Consider the following 19,039-nt stretch of genomic DNA (forward strand, 5'->3'; position numbering starts at 1 on the left):
AATGCGGCCCCCAGCAGTGTCTGGCAAGGTGTAGAATAGCGCTTAGGAGTTTGTTCCCCCGGGCGTTTCCCGAAAGAAAAGGGCCTAGCGAATGAACACTAGGCCCTTGAAATCTTTGGCTCCGGCGGTAGGGATCGAACCTACGACCAATTGATTAACAGTCTCTTGTTGTGTCCGTCCATGGTTGCGAGTTATTTGGCGTGATTCTGGTTATCTATATTTAAACTAAGGAAATAATGTAAATTCCTTGCCATTGATTTGGAGGTGTTCGGTACCATATAGTGCGGTGAGGTGGCTACTAAATGGCTACTTTGTTAGAATTCCGGGGGGCAAATGGTCCAACTATTGCTGAAAGCTGATATGGTTCGTGATCTGCCGCAGACCGATGCCGGGCAGGCGTTTTATTTCGACACTCAGACGCAGGGGCTGGGGCTTCGCGTTGGCACCCGTAAGAAAGCGTATTTTGCCGAGGGCCGCGTGGGTGGCAAGAAACGTCGTGTCACGCTGGGCAACACCGATCAACTGACCTTGGCCGATGCTCGCAAACTTGCCAAGAAAGCCGTTGCCGAGATGGTGGGAGGGACTGATCCGAACAAGGTAAAGGCCGAACAGCGGGCCAAGGGCATGACGCTGGGCGACGCTGTTGACGCTTTCTTGTCGGGCAGGGATCACAAGGCCAGCACCGCCGCCAACTACCGAAACACCCTGCGTCGGGATTTCGGGGATTGGCATAAACGGGAGCTGCGGCACATCACGCCCCAAATGACGCTGGACCGTTTCAACAAGATCATGAAGCGCACTCCCAGCGGTGCCGCTCTTGCCATGAGGACGTTTCGGAGTTGCTGGAACTATGCCCGCGAACTGACCGCCGATCAAGACGGCGTTCCGGTGCTGCACGATTGCCCGGTGCGCCGCGTGACCGCTTTGAAGTTGATGCCGAAGGCCACCCGCAGGCAAAATCATATCACCGATTTTCAGGCGTGGTTCGCGGCTATTGACGTCGCTGCAGGTCAGGCAAGATCGCACCGCCACAAGAATGCAGGCGAGAACTTCCGCGATTTTTGCGAACTGCTGGTGCGCTCTGGCTTACGCAAGTCCGAAGCAGCAAACCTTCAATGGGCTGATGTGGATTTCAAGGGTCGCACCTTTACCGTGGCCGCCGAGCGCAGCAAGAATGGCCAACCTCTGACTCTGCCATGCAGTCTCCAAGTGCTGGAGCTGTTCCGTCGGCTCAGAGAGCGCCATGTAGAAGGGGCTTATATCTGGGGGATTGCCCCCCTTGGCGACCCACGTAAGACCTTGGTGCGGGCGAGAGAAGCGCTAGGCGAGCCGTTTAGCTTTCATGATGCACGCAGGACGTTTGCCGTGTTGGCCGAACGGCTGAACGTGAACTATCCAAAACTGCGTCGGATGATGAACCATGCCGATAATGATGTAACTCTTGGCTATCTCGCTAGTCGTGATCCTGAGCGGCTTCGAAACGAGATGCAGATGATCAGCGACGAGATTGACCGATTGACGGACGCCGCGATCGCGTGATTTTTCAAAATTAACCGGGCGTTTCCAGTCGCAATGGTGCAGGGTACGCACCACTTTGAAACCGATTGTTGACCAACGCACCGCAAAGGCAAATAATTGCACTATCGAATGCTGCCATGGAGGGCTGCGTTCCGTCTCCGCCTTCTGCGGTGGGTCTGAGACAGTGAACGCCATTCGCAGTCACCGCGCCGCTGGCGCAATGCGAAACACTACTCCATGGAGGCCCGAATGGCCCTGAAACTGAACACGACCACCCCCAAACCCGTTACCGATTTGGACATGCCTAGCCTTTCGCCCAAGCAGGTGGAAGCCATGACTGGAGGCGCGCTGACTTCGGGGCAACTCAAGACTGACCGATATGAAGCCGAACAGAACGGCACAGCGCCCAAGCTACCCTATTATCGCATGGGCTACAGGACGGTGCGCTACAAGCCTGCTGACGTGCGGTTCTACCTCGAAACGCTCAGGGTGGGCTGATAATGCGTAAGGACAAGCAAGCGCGGCATGACCAACTATGCCAACTCATAGGCGATCTGACCGCAAAAGAATGCCAGATGTGCAATGGCCACAAATGGGCGCTGCGGTCTCGAAACGAATGGGCGGCAATGCTTGGCGTGTCGCCCCCCACGCTCACAGAATTGACGAACATAGCGCCTATTCAGAAAATGGTGACGATGGGCGTGGATGATGAGACCGGAAAACCGGTGAAGGTGATGGCCCTGCGCGTCGGAGAACCACCCACGTTGGACACGCGCGACATGGCCAACATCATGGCCAAGGCGTTCAGGAAACAGACAGGTAGGCCCGTGTCCCAGGGTGAATGGGGGATGCTGAACGGCTTGGCCGAAGATCTGCCTGATGGGTACCAGATCGACATTTTCCGGTACGTGATCACCACCGACGGTTGGCATAACTTCACGGCGATATACGCGGTTGAGATACAGCACATGATTAGCGAGGCCAAAGAAAAGGGCGAACCCACGGCCGTGTTCAAGCGGTATTACCGACACTCATCGATACGGGTTCTTCGCCTGTTCTGGATGTTCGCAGCGGACGCATACAAGGCTGCGATGCAGGAAAAGAAAAATTTTTCCGACCCCGAATACCCTTACTTTATTGACCCGTAAGGGATGCGGGGGCGATGCTGAGTGTCGAAAGGAAAGGTTGTGGCTGGGTTAAGAACTTTGCTTTTCCTATCCTGACCAACTGAACTAATACCTACTATCCCTATAACTACTTCCAAGGGGTTATGATAAAAAGAAAGGTTATAGGGACAGTAGGGGCCTGACCTTTGGCCAGTCCTAGCGAGACAACGAGCAGACCGGGCGGAGCAGGGGGAGGTTTCTATGTTAGAAATCGGTGTTGAGAGTAGTGTGCGTAGGGAATTTTCTCGCCGCTGACCTTGGTTGCCGAACCAAAACGAACTACAATTGTTTGCACACTTGTGATGTTAAGGTTATTTCTATGTGCGTTGACGCACATGTGGATTTTCGCTATTCTATCCGCGTCCTGCCCGCTGCCTGTGAACATCAAATTCGAACGGCAGCGCCAGACATCCGTAATCTCCTTGTCTCGTCTGGCGGGTAGGACACACCATCAAACATCAAGGGAACCCTGCTGGGAGGGATGAGACCCGGGTATCTATCGGAGTAGGGCGGGAGTTGTTTGTCACTCTGAAAATAGCTTAGGCGTCAGGACTAGACCTTCGGAATGCAGACGAAGCGGCTACCCGATTTCCCGAAGTAGAAATCCGCTTCCGCGTTGTTCGCTCTCGTGTCCTTTTTGGCCTGCGTCCATTCGGTGGTCGCCGCCTTGGCCGCATCCAAGCAATCAGCAGAAGCATCAAAAATGGTATTGCTCGGAAGCACCTCGACATGCCTATCACTCTGTAGCTTGTCAGTCGTCGCATGGACGAACACAAAAACCAGCATCCACTTCATCTTTCTCGGCTCCTTCGGAATTCAGCAATGTGTTTTGGACCCTAACAGGCACCACTTGAACGAAACAGCCTGAAACGACCACTCCAGACGATTGACATGCTGATCATCCCCTCTGCATAATGGGGCATATTTTCACCGAACCAAGCCATGGAGGGCACCGGTTCCCAGAGTATTGGGACTTGTGCGCTATGGCTTTACGGCTGGCGAAATCGACCAAGAAGACCTTCACCGCTTCGGCGGATGTTATCGCTTTGGTAGAAAGCCTCGACCAGTGGGGCCGCGAGACCTTCACTGTTCCCCACGGGATAAACAAGGGCCAGCCGTTTGGCCTAAGCTCCTTCCAGAAAAGATTGCTGGTGGCGCTGTTCAGCCGTGACATTGACGGCCCGACATTCCGAACCTTGATCTACACACTGCCCCGAAAGCTGGGAAAATCCATGCTGCTGGCGTTTTTGCTGCTGGCGTTCGTGTGCCCTGACAGCCCGGCTTACAGGGAAGGCTGCGTCGGGGCTGTCGCCGCGCCTACAGAAAAGCACTGCGGTTACGTTGCCGATCACATGTTTGCTCTGCTGGAAACAGCTGGCCGTGAAGACGAACTACGTCGCCGCTCTGACCCGCGCCCCGGCATTCTCGAAATGCGTAACTGCAAGGTCTATCTCAGCACCGGCAGCAATTGGGGCGGGCACGGTCTGGGTCTCGACTTCGCAATCATTGATGAATGCGGCCTGATCACCAAAGGCCAAGACGAATTGATCACGGGATACTACGATGCCCTGTCGTCACGCGATGGCCAATTGATTGGGCTGGGCACCCGTGGCGACAACCTGATTTTCAATGAAATGATCGAAAACCCTGACCCTCGAACGCATGTGATCTGCTACGGGGCCAGCAAAACCGACGACCCCAGCGATCCAGCTACCTGGGCAAAGGCAAATCCGGATGGTGGAACTATTAAGCCACTGCGGTTTTTGAAGGATGCACACGACAAGGCATTGCATTCGGGCAGTTTGACCGAATTCTGTGTCTGGCAACTCAACATGCCACTTTCACCAACACGGCAATTGCTGCTGGATTACCCCACGCTGACCAAAGCCTATCGCGCCAACCCCGAGCCGATACCCGGTGAACCCGTGCATATCGGGATTGATCTGGGCGGTTCTGCGTCAATGACCGCTGCCGTCGTGGCATACGAACAATCCGGCTTGATCAAGTTGCTGGGGGCCTTCCCCGGTGCTGATATGGACTTAATCACCCGAGGTAAGCGAGATCTTGTGGGCGACCTATGGCACCGCGCTGCTCTTGATAGTGATTTGATCGAAACGTCTGGCAGCGTGTCCGATCTGAACGAATTCCTGCCTGCCGTGGTGGATATGGTAGGTAATCATCCCGTGGCGTCCGTTTCCTGCGACCGATACCGGCAAGCCGAATTTTCCACCGCGCTGGCCCGTCAAAAGCTGGCGTGGCCCGTGATCTATCGCGGTACCGGCCCACGTGACGGTGATCAGGATATTCGCGCCACCCGCCGTCTATTCCTGTCTGGCAGTGTCAACATGGTACGCAGTGTTTTGCTGGAGGGCTCATTGGGTGAGGCTGACGTAAAGGTGAGCACCACCGGGGCCTGCCAACTCGACAAGAGCCACAAAACCGCCCGCATCTAGTGGAAGGTGCTGAACGCGACCAGATAAAGGAACCGGAGAAGGCTGAAACCGATTTTGAGCGGGAATGCCGCAATTTCAGCCTATCGGGTCTGACTGCCAGCGTGACCGAAGGTAAACCGCTGGACGGACGCGAACTGGAAATCTCGCAGGAATTAGAACAGCGCAACGGGCCGTCGCAAAAAGGAGGCATTCAGGTGCCGTGGGCCGTGTTCGATTTAGAAGAACGCGCGGACCTGGCCACCGATGCCAGTGCAGGCACCAGCCAAGAATTAGCGAGTCGCCCGGTGATGAACCATCTGCAACGGTTCTTTGAAACGTCGGCAGCGGCGCGGTTCGGTATCAAAGCAATTCAGGTTTCCGGCACCCCCGCATTCCCTGAAATCACCGGGGGCGGCACCATGTCGTGGGTGGCTGAAGGTGCTGGCAGCGATGCCACTGCAATCACCACGACCAGCCAAACGCCGACTATCAAGACCGCAAATGCGCGATATGTGGTGACCCGCCAAGCGGCCAAACAGAACCCGGCGATTGAAAGCATCCTACGTCGCGATCTGGCCGAAGTCATGCGCGAGGGTATTGACCTTGCAGCCTTCCAAGGCACCGGGGCCAATGAACAGCCAACTGGCCTAGAGAACGCCTTGACCGGGGCGCGGGCGATCAACGTGTCGGACATTGCCAGCTTCACCGAACTACATTTGCGCGCAACCACCCTTTGGGAAAGCGCCAAACTGTCGGACGTTTCGGGCATCAACTTCGCGGGTGCGCCTATCCTGCGTCAAACGCTGATTGACAGCCTGATCACAGGCACTGCCGTAAGCGAATACGACCGCTTTAGATCAGCCGGATTTAGTGGCGTCTGGTCGCAACAGGTAAGCGCGCAGAGTGCCCGGGATGCCACCGGCAAAGGCGCGTCGAATGTGTACCTGTCGGCGACGGGTGGCCACGCTTTCATGCCGACATGGGGCGGCGTCGAACTAGTGATCGATCCATACAGCGAAAGCAAATCCGGCAAGATCGCGATAACTGCGTTTGCCTTTGTCGATCTGCTGTTCCAGCGCCTCAGCACCCACTTCCTGAAACTGGAAAACGTGCAGGACCGCGCATAATGGAAAGCCGCGCCACATGGGTCGCGCAATCCCTTGAGGTGCGGCAACAGGGAGGGCGACCCACGATTGTGGGCCGCTTCCCCTATCAAGCATTGGCTGTGATCGCAGATCGCGGCACCATCAGGAAAGAACGGATCATGCCGGGGGCGTTTGACTTCACGCTGCAAGACGACACGCGGGAAGTGAATTTGCTGGTAGGTCACAGTTTCGATAAGCCGCTGGCCTCGAAAAAGGCGGGCAGTCTTGAATTCAACGACACCGAAGAATTTCTTGAGTTTAGCGCCATCATTCCCGAGGGCGCGGAACGTGCCAGCCATGTGACCGATGCGCTGGCGATGCTTGGCGCGGGCCTGATCAAAGGCGTGTCCCCCGGTTTTCGGGTGCCGCCCAAGGACGTGGTGCCCGATGCCGAAAAGCTGGTGCCTGAACCCGGAAACCCCGGAGTGATGATCCGTCAACTTGGGGCCCTGCTCCTATACGAACTGAGCCTTGTCACCCGTCCAGCCTATGAGGCTAGCGAGGCCGAATTACGGGCAATGGACCGGGCGCAGCGCCACCAACCCCAACCGAGGATATGGCTGCCATGATCGACCTGCTGGAAACCGAATTCACCCATGGCGATGCCCCGTCTGATCTGGTGGCATCTGAAATCGCATTGGAGGCTGGCGTGTCAGAGGTGGACGCTGCCGCCATGATCGCCGCAAGCTGGATACAGGCCGAGACCTTTACGAACCGGGCATTTCGTCCGGTCACCGCCGGCAAGGTGATCATTAAAGTAAACCGTGAAGACGGATACCGCTGGCCTCGCTATCCGTACCCTGCAGATTTGGATGTTGAGGTATATCTGAACGGCATTTGGCTGAGCCATTCCGAAACCTACTTGGCCGAAGCGGGCCTTGTCGAACTGGTACCGTGGACGCTCTACCGCCTGACCCAAGTGGGTACCGTGACGCCACCGGCTCCAACCGCCAACGTGGTGCAGGCCGTCCGAAACCTCGCTCTGTATCAACTGGTGCACATGCCCCAGCGTCGGGAATTCAAGAGTCAATCTGCTGGCGACACTAGTTTGACCCGCGAGAACTTGCAGGGCCTGTTTTGGGCTTCTGGAGCGGGCATTCTTTTAGCGAATGAGGTGCGCCAATGATTTGGCCATTCCGGAAGAAATCCGATCTGGAACAGCGCAGCGGTTTTTCCAACATGACGCAGACATACGTCGATGCGAGGCGCAAGACCTTGCAAGCGGATGGTAGTGCGGCCCTGTCTGCAACCGTCGCCACTGCCGTGGGCATGTGGTCGCGGGGCTTTACCATGATCACCCCAGCCCCAGCCGATCTGCTGACGCCTGACACTATGGGGGCCATTGGTCTTGACCTATGTCTGCGTGGTGAAAGCGTCTGGCATATCCGGGTGGAAGGCAACGTCGCCAAGCTGTTGCCCGTGGCCTATTGGGACGAACTGGGCCAGGGCCGGTATCACCTACACATTGCTCGGGTGAACACTACAGAAACAGTCAGGGCTTTGGAACCCGAGGTACTCAAGCTGGTGATCAACCCGGCCCCCTCGAAGCCGTGGCGTGGTCGATCACCATTTACGCTCATGGGCCTATCGCCCATGTTGATGGCCGAGATTGAAGCTGCTGTATCCGGGGCCATGCCGATGGTGGGTAAGGGCTTGTTGCCGATGTCAGCCAATATCCCCGAGGAACAGCAAAGCAAGGTTTTGTCTGGGCTGCGCACCGGATCGCTAGCCACGGTGCTGAGCAAGCAAGACTTCGGCCACCAGACAGGCGGGGATCGCTCAGAACTGCGCCGGGTAGAACTAACCCCTGATCTGCAAAAGATGGACCTCAACCCGGCAACCGATGGGCTACACCACCGCATTCTGAGCGCAGCGGGCATTCCCCCGGCTCTGGTGACCGAACAGGGCAACGCAGGCGCGATGCGTGAGGCCTATCGTCTGTTTGCCTTGCAGACCCTTGAACCGATGGGGCGGCAACTCATGCCAGAGTTTCAGGCTAAGCTGAACGTGGCCAGTCTGAACCTTGACGCCATGATGAGTGCGGACACGGCAGGTCGTGCCCGATCTGTGGGCGCTCTGGTGAAAGCTGGCGTTGATCTGGAACGGGCCATGAAGCTGGTGGGGTGGACTGAATGACCCATGCCGCCAATCTGAAACGCGCCGCCCGGTTCAATCCGGTGTGGCAGGATGCCCGTATTTATGAGTATGCTCTGGATGGCGGGGGCGCCCCGATCACAGCAGGTGGGGAATATCGCTTTGACCTACGAGAAGTCACCTACGGGTTTCGTGATCTGAAACCGGAAACTGTGTTCACCATTTCGCAAGTATATCAGGGCGGTACAGTTGTGACACTGATCACAGAAAATTCACCCAATAGTTCGCATATCATCCTGCTAGGAAGCACATGGTATGTTCCGCAAGAGGTGCGTGCCGCTGATGCTCTGGGCGCAACTGTGTCATACATCGCCCGCGCGATGGACAGCATACCAGATATTCGGAGCGACACGCTTTGACCCCAGATCCTCAGATACCCACGGCCCCTCACGCCACCGCGACAGACGCTGAATGGCGGGAATATCTGGGTGACCTGTTAGACCTCGCAAGTGATCAAGGCGTGACCGCTCTAAAGATGCAAGGTTTCACGGATCAGGAATTGTTCCAACTCAGGCGATTGGCCACTGCGTACAGATCGGGCAAGGGTACTGTTGAAGACCTACAGTCCCTGCGCCAGATCGCAGACAAGTTGGAGCCAAGATGCCAGATTGTGACCTAGAAAGGGATTTCGTCAAACACTACATCAAGATCGACACGAGTTGGAAACATGCCTTCTGCGGTTGATATCTGGACAACCATAAAACCTTGTGCCCTATAGATTTCTCTAGGTTCGACACCTCCATCCCGATACTTCCGCCAAAAACTTGTTTCCAGTTCACATCTAATTTGGGTCCAAGCGCCGGGTGCAAGCCGGTTCGTACTTGTTGCCAGGATGTGCCTTCTCTTTAAGTTTTCATCGTCAGATTTCGTATGGCCGCAACGTTTTCCATCTTGTTTGATCTCCCACCTTTCCGAGGTATTCAGGTATATCGCGTCGATCTCAGGGCTACGCTTTTCCGTTCTGTTGTGGATGTCTATTACAAGCTCGAAAGTTCCTGTTCGGGCGAACTCGCTCATAGTCAGCAATTCGTTCTGGGCTTTCACATTGACTTCGAACGTAACAGTTTTTCTACGTTCCAGCTCCGACTTAACCCAATCGATGTCCTCACCCAACATCCTTTGGAGATCCGTAATTGACCCATTGTAAACTAGGTGGCGGTGATGCTTCAAATCGAAAGGAATGTCATTTGCTTCTTGGGTGATAAGGGTGCAGATCTTTTCCTTCGCATGAGCGTATCCGACTTCGTAGAAAACATTGGGGTTTTTTCCCGTCATATCGGCGATTATAAAGTCCGCCGCATCGATCTGGCGGTAGATGCGTTCCAGAATGCTCTCAGTGTAAATCTGCTCGTCAACCCGCTCTGCGACGACGCCGTGCTTGTTTGCCGTTTCTTGGATGCCGATCCGATAGATGTCATTAAACTCATTGCCGAACGGCATCAGCACGAACGCGAACGGTTTTGGTTTCGTCATAATACGTCCATTTTGCTAGTTGTGCCCAAAATGCGAGCATTCGTGATTATACAGGCGCTTTCTTACATTCTGTCAATGAATTCAACTTTGTTGGCCAGAGGTTCGAGGTACGTCAATGCAGTATTTGGCTGGCTACTATGTGGCTACTAGCTTGGATGTGTTCGCAAGGATCTAAAGTCAAAAAAGCCACCAAGCTATTGAGCTTAGTGGCTTTTTATGGCTCCGGCGGTAGGGATCGAACCTACGACCAATTGATTAACAGTCAACTGCTCTACCGCTGAGCTACGCCGGAACGGTCCGTGCGATATAGCGAGGCGGATTGGGGAGGTCTAGGGGGTGGAGCCGATTTTTTGAAAAAAGTTTTGTCAACCAAGCCAATGGAAGAGCGCGCCTTCTGTCAGCTCGTCCTGGGGACGGACTTTTGCCCGGCTGGTTAGGTCGACAAGGTGGGCAAGGACATTGCGTTCTGCTGCTGGCAGCAGCGCCTCCGGGGTGTCGCTGTACATTGCGCGTGCCAGCTCGGCCGGGGTGGCCGGGGCGCGTTGCAGATGGGCGAGGATTTCCGCCTCGCGGTTTTGCCTGTGGCTGATCAGCCAGTCCAGTCGTGCCTGTGGATCGGTGATTTCGCCGCCGTGACCAGGGTAGAACACCCGCCAATCCCGATCGCGAAGCCGGGTGCAGGAGGTCATGAAATCGGTCAGATCGCCATCTGGTGGTGAGACGAGAGAGCTGGCCCAGCCCATGACATGATCGGCGGTAAAACAGGCGTCATTCAGGGCCAGGGCGATATGGTTGCCCAGATGGCCGGGGGTGTGAATCACCTCAAGCTGCCAGTCCGGCGCGTTCAGGCATTGCCCATCCGCCAGGGTAATATCGGGGGTGAAGCCCATATCGATGCCTTCGCCGCCGCTGCGCATCCCAGCCGAGACGAGGTCTTGCATGATGGGGCTGCGCCCGGCGCTCGCATCGCCAAACCCATAGGTGGGGGCACCACAGCGGGCCGAAAGGGCGGCGGCAAGCGGTGAGTGGTCCAGGTGGCTATGGGTGACGATGATATGGCTGATCACTTGCCCAGGCTGCAGCGCCGCCAGGATGGCCTCTAGGTGGGCGGGGATATCGGGGCCAGGGTCGATCACTGCGATCTGGCTGGTGCCGACCAGATAGGTATTGGTGCCACGATAGGTCATCGCAGAGGGGTTGGGCGCAAGCAGGCGCCGCACGCCTGGCTCTAGCTGCTCTGGCTGACCGGGGATCGGGTCGAAATCATCAGGGGCCTGCATGTGTTTCTGCCTTGATTGGGGCCGCTTGGGGCCGCTGTGAACCTATGCGCACCCGGGCCAGGACATCGCCCCGGTCCTGTTGTCGCGGACCGGGTCTCTCTGCCAGTGTGGGCGCTATGATTTAGCGGCCTTCACAGGGGGGGCGCGCGCCGCTAGTATTAGCCTATGTTCTTCCAATGGCTCAAACAATATGTCCCGCGCAGCCTGTATGCCCGTGCGGCACTGATCCTTGTCGTCCCCGTGGTTGCATTGCAGCTACTGGTCACGATTGTCTTTATCAAACGCGATCTTGAGGATCTTACCACGCAGATGACCGCCACCATTCAGCGCGAAATTGCGCTGTTGCGGCAACAGGCCAGGGGGGCGCGCTCTCCCGAGGAATATCTGAGCCGCCTGACGCCCTATCTGGCCCCCTTGACCATGCAGGCACGGTTCCTGCCGCCAGATGCGCCGCCGCCGCAGACCGCCCTTAGCCTGAACGAGTTTTCGGGCCGGGTGGTGCGAGAGAAGCTGCAGCGCGAGCTGGAGGGGTTCGTGGCGGTGCAATTTCCGGAAGACCGCGCCTTTTTGCTGTATTTTGACACCGAGGTCGGCACTCTGGAGCTGGCCCTGGACCGGCGACGCCTGACTGCGGCAGCCCCGCACCAGTTGATCGTGACCATGGTGTTTTTTGGGTTTCTGATGACGGTGATTTCCTTTGTTTACATGCGCAATCAGCTGCGCCCGATCAAGAAACTGGCCGATGCGGCGCAGGCTTTTGGCCGAGGACGGCACCTTTCCTATTCACCGCGCGGCGCGACCGAAGTGCGGGTTGCCGGCAGTGCCTTTGTCGATATGCGGGCGCGCATAGAGCGCCAGATCGAGCAGCGTACGCTGATGCTTTCGGGGGTGAGCCATGATCTGCGCACGCCCTTGACCCGGCTCAAGCTGGGTCTGGCGATGATCGATGAGGACGAGGCAGAGCCGATGCTGCGCGATGTCGAGGAGATGCAGGCGCTGTTGGATGCCTTTCTTGATTTCTCGCGCGGGGCCTCTACCGGAGAACCAGAGCCGGTGGATCCGCAGCAGCTGGCAATTGCAGTGGTCGAGGCCTGGCAGCGACAGGGCAAGGACGTGATGCTGGGAGAGTTGAGCGGCGCGGGCACGGTGCTGCTGCGACCGCAGGCGATGCGCCGCGCGCTCGAAAATCTGGTCTCGAATGCGGTGCGCTATGGCACGCGGGCGCGGGTCTCGGTGGCCTTGACTGAAAAATCCCTGCGGCTGCGTGTCGAAGACGATGGGCCCGGCATTCCCGCGTCACAACGCGGCGATGCGGTGCGGCCCTTTGCGCGGCTGGACCCGGCGCGGAATCAGGATCTGGGCTCGGGGGTTGGTCTGGGGCTGGCGATTGTCACCGACATCGCCCGCGCCCATGGCGGTACCTTGCGGCTGGGGCAGAGCGAGGCGCTTGGCGGCTTGTCGGCTGATATCGTGATTGGCCGCTAGCGGCCCCCTTGTCGCCGTCTTTGCCGTTTCAGGACATGTGAGAAAATCCGCTACCTCCATCGCGCCCTGACAGAAATTTGTCGGTTGTTAATCAGTGTGTTGCAGTCTAACCCCCAAGGGCCCGGCAGGGGGTACTTCCCTCTGGCGCGATATGAGCCCGCTGTATTTGAAGTTGAAAGTTCGATCTGAGAATGACCATAAGTAAACGAGACATGATTGCGCGCTGGTTCACCGTTATCTGGGAAGACCGCAATCTGGCTGAACTGGATTCGTTTCTGGCGCCCTCTGTGCAGGAGGATGACATGCTGATCGGCCAGCTGGCGCCAAGGCGCGATATCCCCCTGTTGGTAGAGGTCTTCCACACGCTACTCGGGGCGATCAAAATCGACATGCACCAGTTCATGACGGATGGTGATTTGGCCTGCGTATCCTATACCGTTTGCGCCGCTGGTGCGGATCGGGTCACGCCGGTTGCGGTGGATGGAATGATGATGGTGCGGTTTGAAGAGGGGCTGATTGCCGAGATCATCTCAAGCCTAGATTGCCTGAGCATGTTTGAACAACTGGGGCAGATGCCGCCTGACACTCTGGCCGCCTGTTTTTCCGGGCAAAGCCTGACCTGGAAGTGAGGAGCCCCGGCCAGCTGCAAGGGCAAAGTGCATGATGCTGCGTTCGGCACGGGTGGAAGCGACCCGCAGTTTCCTGACTTTGCAAAGCAAAGGCGGCTGGGCATTGCGGATCGGCGCGACCGGCCCGAAAGCTGCCATTCGACGGTCTGCAGCGGACGGCGGATTAGCGCCCAAGGTCGGCCCCGAACTAGTCAGAACCTGCCGGGATACATGCTCATCATGCTTTGGACGTCGGCATCGCTGGAGAAGGCATCCGGGTTACGGGAAAGAACCTCCCAGATGAATTCCCGCCGGGATCGGGCGTCATCGGGCTGCGTTTCCTCAAGGCGGGGGGCGAAGTTAAAAACACGCTGGATGAAGCCAAGAGCCTTTTGAAGCGGCGGGACGGTGCGGGCGCTGGTCATGAATGCGTTCATCTCTCGGGCCTTTTCTGCTGCTGCGAAGGTGCCCCCACTGTAGCGGCTGCGCGATTTTCCCGGTATCGGCCGCGGCGATGTGCTATTCTACAAAAATGAAGAACGAATTCCGGAGCTGGTCAGAAATCAGGGTCTTTCTTGCCGTCGTGCGCTCGGGGTCCACCTTGGCTGCCTCGCGCCAGCTCGGCATGGCCCAGCCAACCGTTGCGCGCCGCATTGAGGCGCTTGAGCATGAGCTTGGCGTAACCCTGTTCGAGCGGGACACGCGCGGCTTCCGGCCGACCGGAACAGCACGAGCGATCCTGCAGAACGCGGAAGAAATCGAAGCGGCGGCAACCTGCCTGGCGCAGATGGTTGAAACGCTGCACAGCACCAGGCCGATCCGGATCACGGCCTATTCCGGCAACTTCTCACCCCGGGTTGCAACGATCTTCAGCGAGTTCTCTTTGCTCCGCCCCGATGTCAGCTTCGAATTCCTGCCCAGCGTCGAAGTCCTGGATCTGTCGGCTGGCGAAGCGGATGTAGCATTGCGCGTGACAAGAAGTCCCCCCCATCCAGACCTGATCTGCCGCAAGATAAGCACCGCGCGTTACGCGCTGTTCGGATCCCGTTCCTACGCCGAAAAACACGGGTTGCCGACCTCGATCGAAGACCTGTTCAACCATACGTTTGTCGGCTTCCTGCGTGAAGGTGTGCCGTCAGCCTATCACGATTGGCTGATCCGCCATGCAGAACCTGATCAGATCAGGCAAACCTATTCCGAGATAGATTTGATGCATGCCGCGATCCGGTCGGGTTATGGTCTTGGAATCATGAACGTGAAACTTGCCGAAAGCGATGACACGCTCATCCAATGCTTTGCGCCGCTGGAGGAAATGAACTCGGAGCACTTGATGTTGATCGCACCAGAGGCGTATCGGCGCCCCGAAGTGAAGGCCTTCGCGAAGTTCTTCGCGCCCCGCTATGCCGCCGTTTTCAGGTAGAAACTTCCCGTGAAACTGGAGTAGAGAATTGCGGCGGCCAATCACACCGGTTGCGTATTCATCCGCACGCCGACTGTCTATGAATTGCGTCCCGAACGACCGCTCTCCGGCTAGCCTGCATATGCTCCCTCATAGGTTCCGTGAACCGGGTTGAACCCACCTGTCTTGCGCAGGTGTTGAAAAACGCTTGAGTAAAAAGCGGTTCCCTTGCCTGGAACCAATGGCTTGTGCCAGGGGCGTGTTGTTCACATCGAAGATGTAGGGAGTTCGAGCCTCTCATCACCCATCATTCCATCCAGAACTGCCGTTCGGGGATAGATTCTCGGTGTTCCTCTCAGAAAACTGCGGTACACTCACGCCATAACCCATTGAAACGTACAAGCTGCGGTAATGCGAGTGCTGCACACCGAGGGTGTTGATTTTAATGAATAATTTTGGCGGATTGGTAGGCCTGGCAGGATTTGAACCCGCAACCAAAGCGTTATGAGCGCTCTGCTCTAACCGTTGAGCTACAGGCCCGCTGCGACGTGGTTAGAAAATGCTTGCCAGAAGGTCAAGCTATGATTGCAGCAGGCGGGTGACGACGGGCAATTGACGCGACACGCAGGGCTTCCATCCGATCGAGAAGACTGGAAATGATGACTTCGTGGCGTTTGTCATAGCTGTGGCGTGACGGGTAAACAGCATAGATTTCTTTATGTTGTGGTTGATACCGCGGCAGGATCTCCTCAAAACGGCCATCCCAAAGGGCCTCTTCCAGGAATAGGCGCGGGGCGCGGGCATAGCCGGTATGGTTGCTGACCGCGCGGATGATCAGATCGGGATCATCCGCGGTAAAGCCCACATGGACTGGTGCCTGATATTCCACCCCGTCTAGGGTGAGCGGGACAAAACCGCCGGTCTGGTCCTCGTGGTGCTGGATGAATTTAAGCCGCTTCAGCTCTTCGGGTTCCTTGGGGCGACCGACCTGATCTAGGTAGGTTGAGGTGGCAAAAAGCACGGTCTCCATCTGGGCAATTTTGCGTGCCGCGCCGTCGCTGTCGCCCAGCGTGCCAGAGCGAATGGCCAGATCCACGTTTTCGCGCACAACATCAACCAGCCGGTCTTCCAGTTTCATCACGATATCCAGGTCAGGATAGGCTTGGTTCACCTCCAGCAGCACCGGCCCCAGGATGATGCGGCCAAAAAACGTACTGGTGCTGATGCGAAAGGTGCCAGAAATGCTGTCCGTCAGGGCGCTCAGCTCGGCGGACATCCGGTCATAGCCGGACAGTAGCCCCTGGGCCTGGGTGTAGACCAACTGGCCGGGGCGGGTCGGCTTGACCCCAGTGGAAGAGCGATGCAGCAGCTCATGGCCCAACAGCGCCTCAAGTTGTTTGATTTGCAGACTCATCGCAGGCTGGCTGATGCCGCGCCGCTGTGCTGCCCGGTTCAGGCTGCCTTCATCCAGGGCAATGACAAAGCTTTCAAGCAATCCAAGGCGATCCATTTCTGTTATAATTCCTGCTTATATCTGTAATAGCAATATTCTGGCTACAGCCAGGTGAGACTGCTACTTTATTGAAATTTGTGACCGATACTGGTCGAAACCATATTGGAGTCTCTTATGACGATCAATCGTAGAACCTTACTCGGCGGGTTGGCTGCTGCACCTGCTGCCACCTTGATTTCTGGCCAGGCAGTGGCTGACACCGCAGGGGCGCCTACCGCGCTGCCGCCTGTGCTGCACCAGTTCCATCTGGGGGATGCAAAGGTGACTGTGCTTCTGGATGGCCACTTGCCGCTGGGGGTGCAGCTGTTTACGGATTATGACGCAGAGAAGGCAGAGGTCGCCCTTGCCAAGGGGCTGCATCAAATGACCCCTGAAGGGCTGAATATTCCCGTGAATGGCTATCTGGTAGAGCAGGGGGATCGTAAAATTCTTATTGATGCGGGGACGGCAGATTTGATGGGGCCAAGTCTTGGTGCCTTGGGGGGCGCTCTGGCCGCCACGGGCGTGAAGCCCTCTGAGATTTCAACCGTTCTGCTGACGCATATGCACCCGGATCACTCGGGGGGGCTGGTCAAAGCCAATGGCCAGGCGGCCTATCCCAATGCAGAGCTGGTGGTGTCACAGGTGGAGTGGGACTTTTGGCATGATGACGCGATCATGGCCTCTGTTCCCGAAGGCAGCCGCGGGTTCTTTCAGATGGCGCGGGGCACGGTTGCGCCCTATGCGGATCGGTTGCGGCTGATTAAAGGCGAAGCCGCTGTCATTGATGGGTTTACTGCGATGCCGTTGCCGGGTCATACGCCGGGTCATACTGGCTATATGCTGGACAGCGGCGGGCAACAGCTGCTGTTCTGGGGCGATGTCATCCACAGCACGGCGCTTCAGTTCGCCTATCCGGACTGGACCATTGCCTTTGACACTGATGCGGCGCTGACGGCTGAAACCCGCGTCAAGATGTTTGATCGTGCGGTGGCCGATAACCTCTTGCTGACTGGCAGTCATATCGACTTTCCTGGACTTGGCCGGGTGCTGCGCCATGGCAAGAGCTATGCCTATCAGCCCGCGCCCTGGCAATTTGGTCTCTGAGCAGGGCGCTGATTGTGCCCCTCCATCGCGCGACAAGATGCGCGCGGTGGATTCCTTTGTTTCTTTCTGGTCAGCCTTGCGCTAAAGGCTGCGCAACCAGTTTTAAGGAGCCAAGAGATGACCAGCGGCAAGAACGGTTTGACCTATGCGGATGCAGGTGTGGACATTGACGCGGGCAATGCCCTGGTGGACCGCATCAAGCCGGCCGCCAAACGGACCAATCGCTCCGGCGTGATGAGCGGATTGGGCGGCTTTGGCGCGCTGTTTGACCTGAAAGATGCCGGTTATAGTGATCCGATCCTAGTAGGGGCCACCGATGGCGTGGGCACCAAGCTGCGCATCGCCATTGATACCGGCCATGTGGACGGCGTGGGTATCGATCTGGTTGCCATGTGCGTCAACGATCTGGTCTGTCAGGGGGCAGAGCCTTTGTTCTTCCTTGATTACTTTGCCACCGGCAAGCTGGAAACCGAAACCGCCGCCCGCATCATCGAAGGCATCGCCGAGGGCTGCGTGCGTTCTGGCTGTGCCCTGATCGGCGGCGAAACCGCAGAGATGCCCGGCATGTACCCCAAGGGTGACTTCGATCTGGCCGGCTTTGCGGTTGGTGCGATGGAACGCGGTACTGCCCTGCCTGCAGGCGTTGTCGAGGGCGATGTGCTCGTGGGGCTGGCCTCGGATGGGGTGCATTCCAATGGCTATTCTTTGGTGCGCAAGATTGTCGACCTCTCCGGTCTGGGCTGGGACGCGGAATCGCCCTTTGGCGCGGGTCCCCTGGGCGAGGCGTTGCTGACCCCAACCCGTCTTTATGTAAAACAAAGCCTTGCAGCGGTGCGGGCCGGGGGCGTGCATGCGCTGGCCCATATCACCGGCGGCGGCCTAACCGAAAACCTGCCACGGGTTCTGCCCGAAGATCTGGGTGCCGATATCGACCTGAATGCCTGGGATCTGCCCGGCGTGTTCAAATGGATGGCCGAGGTGGGCGGCATTTCCGAGGCCGAGATGCTGAAAACCTTTAACTGCGGCATTGGCATGATCCTGTCCGTTTCAGCCGATCGCGCCGATGATCTGATTGCCGTGCTGGAGGCCGAGGGCGAAACCGTCAGCCGTCTGGGCACAGTCACCGCCGGGGAAGGCATGCGCTATACGGGCAAGCTGCTGTGAGCGATAAGAAGAAGGTTGCTATTCTGGTCTCGGGTGGCGGTTCCAACATGGTGGCGCTGGTCGAGAGCATGCAGGGTGACCATCCGGCCCGCCCCTGTCTGGTTTTGTCAAACGACGCCGAGGCAGGCGGGCTGAAAAAGGCGGCGGCGGCCGGGATTGCCACCGCCGCTGTCGATCACCGCCCCTTTAAGGGCGATCGCGCCGCATTTGAGGCAGAGCTGGTCAAACCCATTCTGGAATCTGGGGCCGATATCGTCTGTCTGGCCGGGTTCATGCGGGTTTTGACCGCAGGCTTTGTTGGGCATTTTCAGGGGCGTATGCTGAATATTCACCCCTCTTTACTGCCTAAATACAAAGGATTGCACACCCATGCGCGGGCGCTGGAGGCTGGAGACAGTGAACATGGCTGCACCGTGCATGAGGTAACGCCCGCTCTGGATGATGGCCCGATTCTGGGCCAGGCGCGGGTCCCCGTTTTGGCAGGCGATACCGCAGAAACGCTCGCCGCGCGCATTCTGGTGCAGGAACATCGGCTCTACCCGGAAGTGCTGCGCCGCTTTGCTGGCGGTGATCGCAGCCCGGTGTATCTCCAGGGTTGAACCGGGCTGACCTGCGG

Annotated in this window: 20 protein-coding genes and 2 tRNA genes; 15 read left to right on the plus strand and 7 right to left on the minus strand. The window is 57.5% G+C overall.

What is annotated here, in order from left to right:
* Positions 1–333 precede the first annotated feature (333 nt).
* The 3 genes from LRK71_RS02725 (at position 334) to LRK71_RS02735 (ending at position 2,666) form a co-directional block, all read left to right on the plus strand.
* Positions 334–1,539, plus strand: a complete 1,206-nt coding sequence (locus LRK71_RS02725) for a tyrosine-type recombinase/integrase (protein ID WP_232400888.1) — start codon at positions 334–336, stop codon at positions 1,537–1,539.
* Positions 1,540–1,767: 228 nt separating this feature from the next.
* Positions 1,768–2,016, plus strand: a complete 249-nt coding sequence (locus tag LRK71_RS02730; RefSeq protein WP_232400889.1) for a hypothetical protein — start codon at positions 1,768–1,770, stop codon at positions 2,014–2,016.
* Between the two features lie 2 nt (positions 2,017–2,018).
* A complete protein-coding gene (locus tag LRK71_RS02735; protein ID WP_232400891.1) occupies positions 2,019–2,666 on the plus strand; it encodes a hypothetical protein in 648 nt (215 codons plus the stop codon).
* 570 nt (positions 2,667–3,236) lie between these two features.
* On the opposite strand, the gene LRK71_RS02740 is transcribed toward LRK71_RS02735, so the two are convergent.
* On the minus strand, positions 3,237–3,479 hold the full coding sequence (locus LRK71_RS02740) for a hypothetical protein (RefSeq protein WP_232400892.1): 243 nt from the start codon (positions 3,477–3,479) through the stop codon (positions 3,237–3,239).
* Positions 3,480–3,598: 119 nt separating this feature from the next.
* Between LRK71_RS02740 and LRK71_RS02745 the strand changes: the two genes are divergently transcribed.
* From LRK71_RS02745 to LRK71_RS02770, 6 genes are read left to right on the plus strand one after another with little or no spacing between them, the layout of a single operon-like run.
* Positions 3,599–5,137: a terminase TerL endonuclease subunit gene (locus tag LRK71_RS02745; RefSeq protein WP_232400893.1), complete on the plus strand. Its 1,539-nt coding sequence runs from the start codon at positions 3,599–3,601 to the stop codon at positions 5,135–5,137.
* On the plus strand, positions 5,137–6,243 hold the full coding sequence (locus LRK71_RS02750) for a phage major capsid protein (RefSeq protein ID WP_232400894.1): 1,107 nt from the start codon (positions 5,137–5,139) through the stop codon (positions 6,241–6,243). Before LRK71_RS02745 ends, LRK71_RS02750 begins: the two co-directional genes overlap by 1 nt.
* Positions 6,243–6,830: an HK97 family phage prohead protease gene (locus LRK71_RS02755; protein ID WP_232400895.1), complete on the plus strand. Its 588-nt coding sequence runs from the start codon at positions 6,243–6,245 to the stop codon at positions 6,828–6,830. Before LRK71_RS02750 ends, LRK71_RS02755 begins: the two co-directional genes overlap by 1 nt.
* Positions 6,827–7,387: a hypothetical protein gene (locus tag LRK71_RS02760; RefSeq protein ID WP_232400896.1), complete on the plus strand. Its 561-nt coding sequence runs from the start codon at positions 6,827–6,829 to the stop codon at positions 7,385–7,387. The genes LRK71_RS02755 and LRK71_RS02760 overlap by 4 nt, the downstream gene beginning before the upstream one ends.
* Complete coding sequence (locus LRK71_RS02765) at positions 7,384–8,397, plus strand: phage portal protein (protein ID WP_232400897.1); 1,014 nt, start codon at positions 7,384–7,386, stop codon at positions 8,395–8,397. The genes LRK71_RS02760 and LRK71_RS02765 overlap by 4 nt, the downstream gene beginning before the upstream one ends.
* Positions 8,394–8,774 carry a hypothetical protein gene (locus LRK71_RS02770; protein WP_232400899.1) on the plus strand — a complete coding sequence of 127 codons (381 nt, stop codon included), beginning with the start codon at positions 8,394–8,396 and terminating at the stop codon, positions 8,772–8,774. Before LRK71_RS02765 ends, LRK71_RS02770 begins: the two co-directional genes overlap by 4 nt.
* Before the next feature lie 256 nt (positions 8,775–9,030).
* On the opposite strand, the gene LRK71_RS02775 is transcribed toward LRK71_RS02770, so the two are convergent.
* From LRK71_RS02775 to LRK71_RS02785, 3 genes are all read right to left on the minus strand, one after another.
* Positions 9,031–9,888 carry a hypothetical protein gene (locus LRK71_RS02775; protein ID WP_232400900.1) on the minus strand — a complete coding sequence of 286 codons (858 nt, stop codon included), beginning with the start codon at positions 9,886–9,888 and terminating at the stop codon, positions 9,031–9,033.
* A 217-nt stretch (positions 9,889–10,105) separates the two neighbouring features.
* A tRNA-Asn gene (locus tag LRK71_RS02780) sits at positions 10,106–10,180 on the minus strand.
* Positions 10,181–10,253: 73 nt separating this feature from the next.
* Complete coding sequence (locus LRK71_RS02785) at positions 10,254–11,168, minus strand: MBL fold metallo-hydrolase (RefSeq protein ID WP_232400902.1); 915 nt, start codon at positions 11,166–11,168, stop codon at positions 10,254–10,256.
* 165 nt (positions 11,169–11,333) lie between these two features.
* Here LRK71_RS02785 and LRK71_RS02790 point away from each other — a divergent pair, with 165 nt between their 5' ends.
* Positions 11,334–12,653: an ATP-binding protein gene (locus LRK71_RS02790; protein ID WP_232400904.1), complete on the plus strand. Its 1,320-nt coding sequence runs from the start codon at positions 11,334–11,336 to the stop codon at positions 12,651–12,653.
* A gap of 191 nt (positions 12,654–12,844) precedes the next feature.
* Entirely contained in the window at positions 12,845–13,282 is a 438-nt protein-coding gene (locus LRK71_RS02795; protein ID WP_232400905.1) for a nuclear transport factor 2 family protein, read from the plus strand.
* Positions 13,283–13,473: 191 nt separating this feature from the next.
* Here the strand turns inward: LRK71_RS02795 and LRK71_RS02800 are convergent, their stop codons facing one another.
* Positions 13,474–13,686: a hypothetical protein gene (locus LRK71_RS02800; RefSeq protein WP_232400906.1), complete on the minus strand. Its 213-nt coding sequence runs from the start codon at positions 13,684–13,686 to the stop codon at positions 13,474–13,476.
* A gap of 107 nt (positions 13,687–13,793) precedes the next feature.
* Here LRK71_RS02800 and LRK71_RS02805 point away from each other — a divergent pair, with 107 nt between their 5' ends.
* Positions 13,794–14,681: a LysR family transcriptional regulator gene (locus LRK71_RS02805; RefSeq protein WP_232400907.1), complete on the plus strand. Its 888-nt coding sequence runs from the start codon at positions 13,794–13,796 to the stop codon at positions 14,679–14,681.
* A 443-nt stretch (positions 14,682–15,124) separates the two neighbouring features.
* Here LRK71_RS02805 and LRK71_RS02810 read toward each other — a convergent pair.
* Positions 15,125–15,200 (minus strand) — tRNA-Ile (locus tag LRK71_RS02810).
* A 34-nt stretch (positions 15,201–15,234) separates the two neighbouring features.
* Positions 15,235–16,170 (minus strand): LysR family transcriptional regulator, encoded by a 936-nt coding sequence (locus LRK71_RS02815; protein ID WP_232400908.1) that lies wholly within the window; start codon positions 16,168–16,170, stop codon positions 15,235–15,237.
* A gap of 117 nt (positions 16,171–16,287) precedes the next feature.
* On the opposite strand from LRK71_RS02815, the gene LRK71_RS02820 reads away from it, so the two are divergent.
* The 3 genes from LRK71_RS02820 (at position 16,288) to purN (ending at position 19,022) form a co-directional block, all read left to right on the plus strand.
* On the plus strand, positions 16,288–17,259 hold the full coding sequence (locus tag LRK71_RS02820; protein WP_232400909.1) for an MBL fold metallo-hydrolase: 972 nt from the start codon (positions 16,288–16,290) through the stop codon (positions 17,257–17,259).
* A 117-nt stretch (positions 17,260–17,376) separates the two neighbouring features.
* Positions 17,377–18,423: a phosphoribosylformylglycinamidine cyclo-ligase gene (gene purM, locus LRK71_RS02825; RefSeq protein WP_232400910.1), complete on the plus strand. Its 1,047-nt coding sequence runs from the start codon at positions 17,377–17,379 to the stop codon at positions 18,421–18,423.
* Entirely contained in the window at positions 18,420–19,022 is a 603-nt protein-coding gene (purN, locus tag LRK71_RS02830) for a phosphoribosylglycinamide formyltransferase (protein ID WP_332460236.1), read from the plus strand. The genes purM and purN overlap by 4 nt, the downstream gene beginning before the upstream one ends.
* Positions 19,023–19,039: the final 17 nt, after the last annotated feature.

It is taken from the genome of Pseudophaeobacter flagellatus, from assembly GCF_021228235.1.
Taxonomy (GTDB): Bacteria; Pseudomonadota; Alphaproteobacteria; order Rhodobacterales; family Rhodobacteraceae; genus Pseudophaeobacter; species Pseudophaeobacter flagellatus.

Coding starts and splice junctions, on each gene's coding strand:
- LRK71_RS02770 (WP_232400899.1), top strand. CDS start 8,394: ATGACCCATGCCGCCAATCTGAAACGCGCCGCCCGGTTCAATCCGGTG.
- LRK71_RS02805 (WP_232400907.1), top strand. CDS start 13,794: ATGAAGAACGAATTCCGGAGCTGGTCAGAAATCAGGGTCTTTCTTGCC.
- LRK71_RS02725 (WP_232400888.1), top strand. CDS start 334: ATGGTCCAACTATTGCTGAAAGCTGATATGGTTCGTGATCTGCCGCAG.
- purM (WP_232400910.1), top strand. CDS start 17,377: ATGACCAGCGGCAAGAACGGTTTGACCTATGCGGATGCAGGTGTGGAC.
- LRK71_RS02820 (WP_232400909.1), top strand. CDS start 16,288: ATGACGATCAATCGTAGAACCTTACTCGGCGGGTTGGCTGCTGCACCT.
- LRK71_RS02800 (WP_232400906.1), bottom strand. CDS start 13,686: ATGACCAGCGCCCGCACCGTCCCGCCGCTTCAAAAGGCTCTTGGCTTC.
- LRK71_RS02755 (WP_232400895.1), top strand. CDS start 6,243: ATGGAAAGCCGCGCCACATGGGTCGCGCAATCCCTTGAGGTGCGGCAA.
- LRK71_RS02775 (WP_232400900.1), bottom strand. CDS start 9,888: ATGACGAAACCAAAACCGTTCGCGTTCGTGCTGATGCCGTTCGGCAAT.
- LRK71_RS02745 (WP_232400893.1), top strand. CDS start 3,599: ATGGGGCATATTTTCACCGAACCAAGCCATGGAGGGCACCGGTTCCCA.
- LRK71_RS02740 (WP_232400892.1), bottom strand. CDS start 3,479: ATGAAGTGGATGCTGGTTTTTGTGTTCGTCCATGCGACGACTGACAAG.
- LRK71_RS02795 (WP_232400905.1), top strand. CDS start 12,845: ATGACCATAAGTAAACGAGACATGATTGCGCGCTGGTTCACCGTTATC.
- LRK71_RS02730 (WP_232400889.1), top strand. CDS start 1,768: ATGGCCCTGAAACTGAACACGACCACCCCCAAACCCGTTACCGATTTG.
- LRK71_RS02735 (WP_232400891.1), top strand. CDS start 2,019: ATGCGTAAGGACAAGCAAGCGCGGCATGACCAACTATGCCAACTCATA.
- LRK71_RS02785 (WP_232400902.1), bottom strand. CDS start 11,168: ATGCAGGCCCCTGATGATTTCGACCCGATCCCCGGTCAGCCAGAGCAG.
- LRK71_RS02760 (WP_232400896.1), top strand. CDS start 6,827: ATGATCGACCTGCTGGAAACCGAATTCACCCATGGCGATGCCCCGTCT.
- LRK71_RS02790 (WP_232400904.1), top strand. CDS start 11,334: ATGTTCTTCCAATGGCTCAAACAATATGTCCCGCGCAGCCTGTATGCC.
- LRK71_RS02765 (WP_232400897.1), top strand. CDS start 7,384: ATGATTTGGCCATTCCGGAAGAAATCCGATCTGGAACAGCGCAGCGGT.
- LRK71_RS02815 (WP_232400908.1), bottom strand. CDS start 16,170: ATGGATCGCCTTGGATTGCTTGAAAGCTTTGTCATTGCCCTGGATGAA.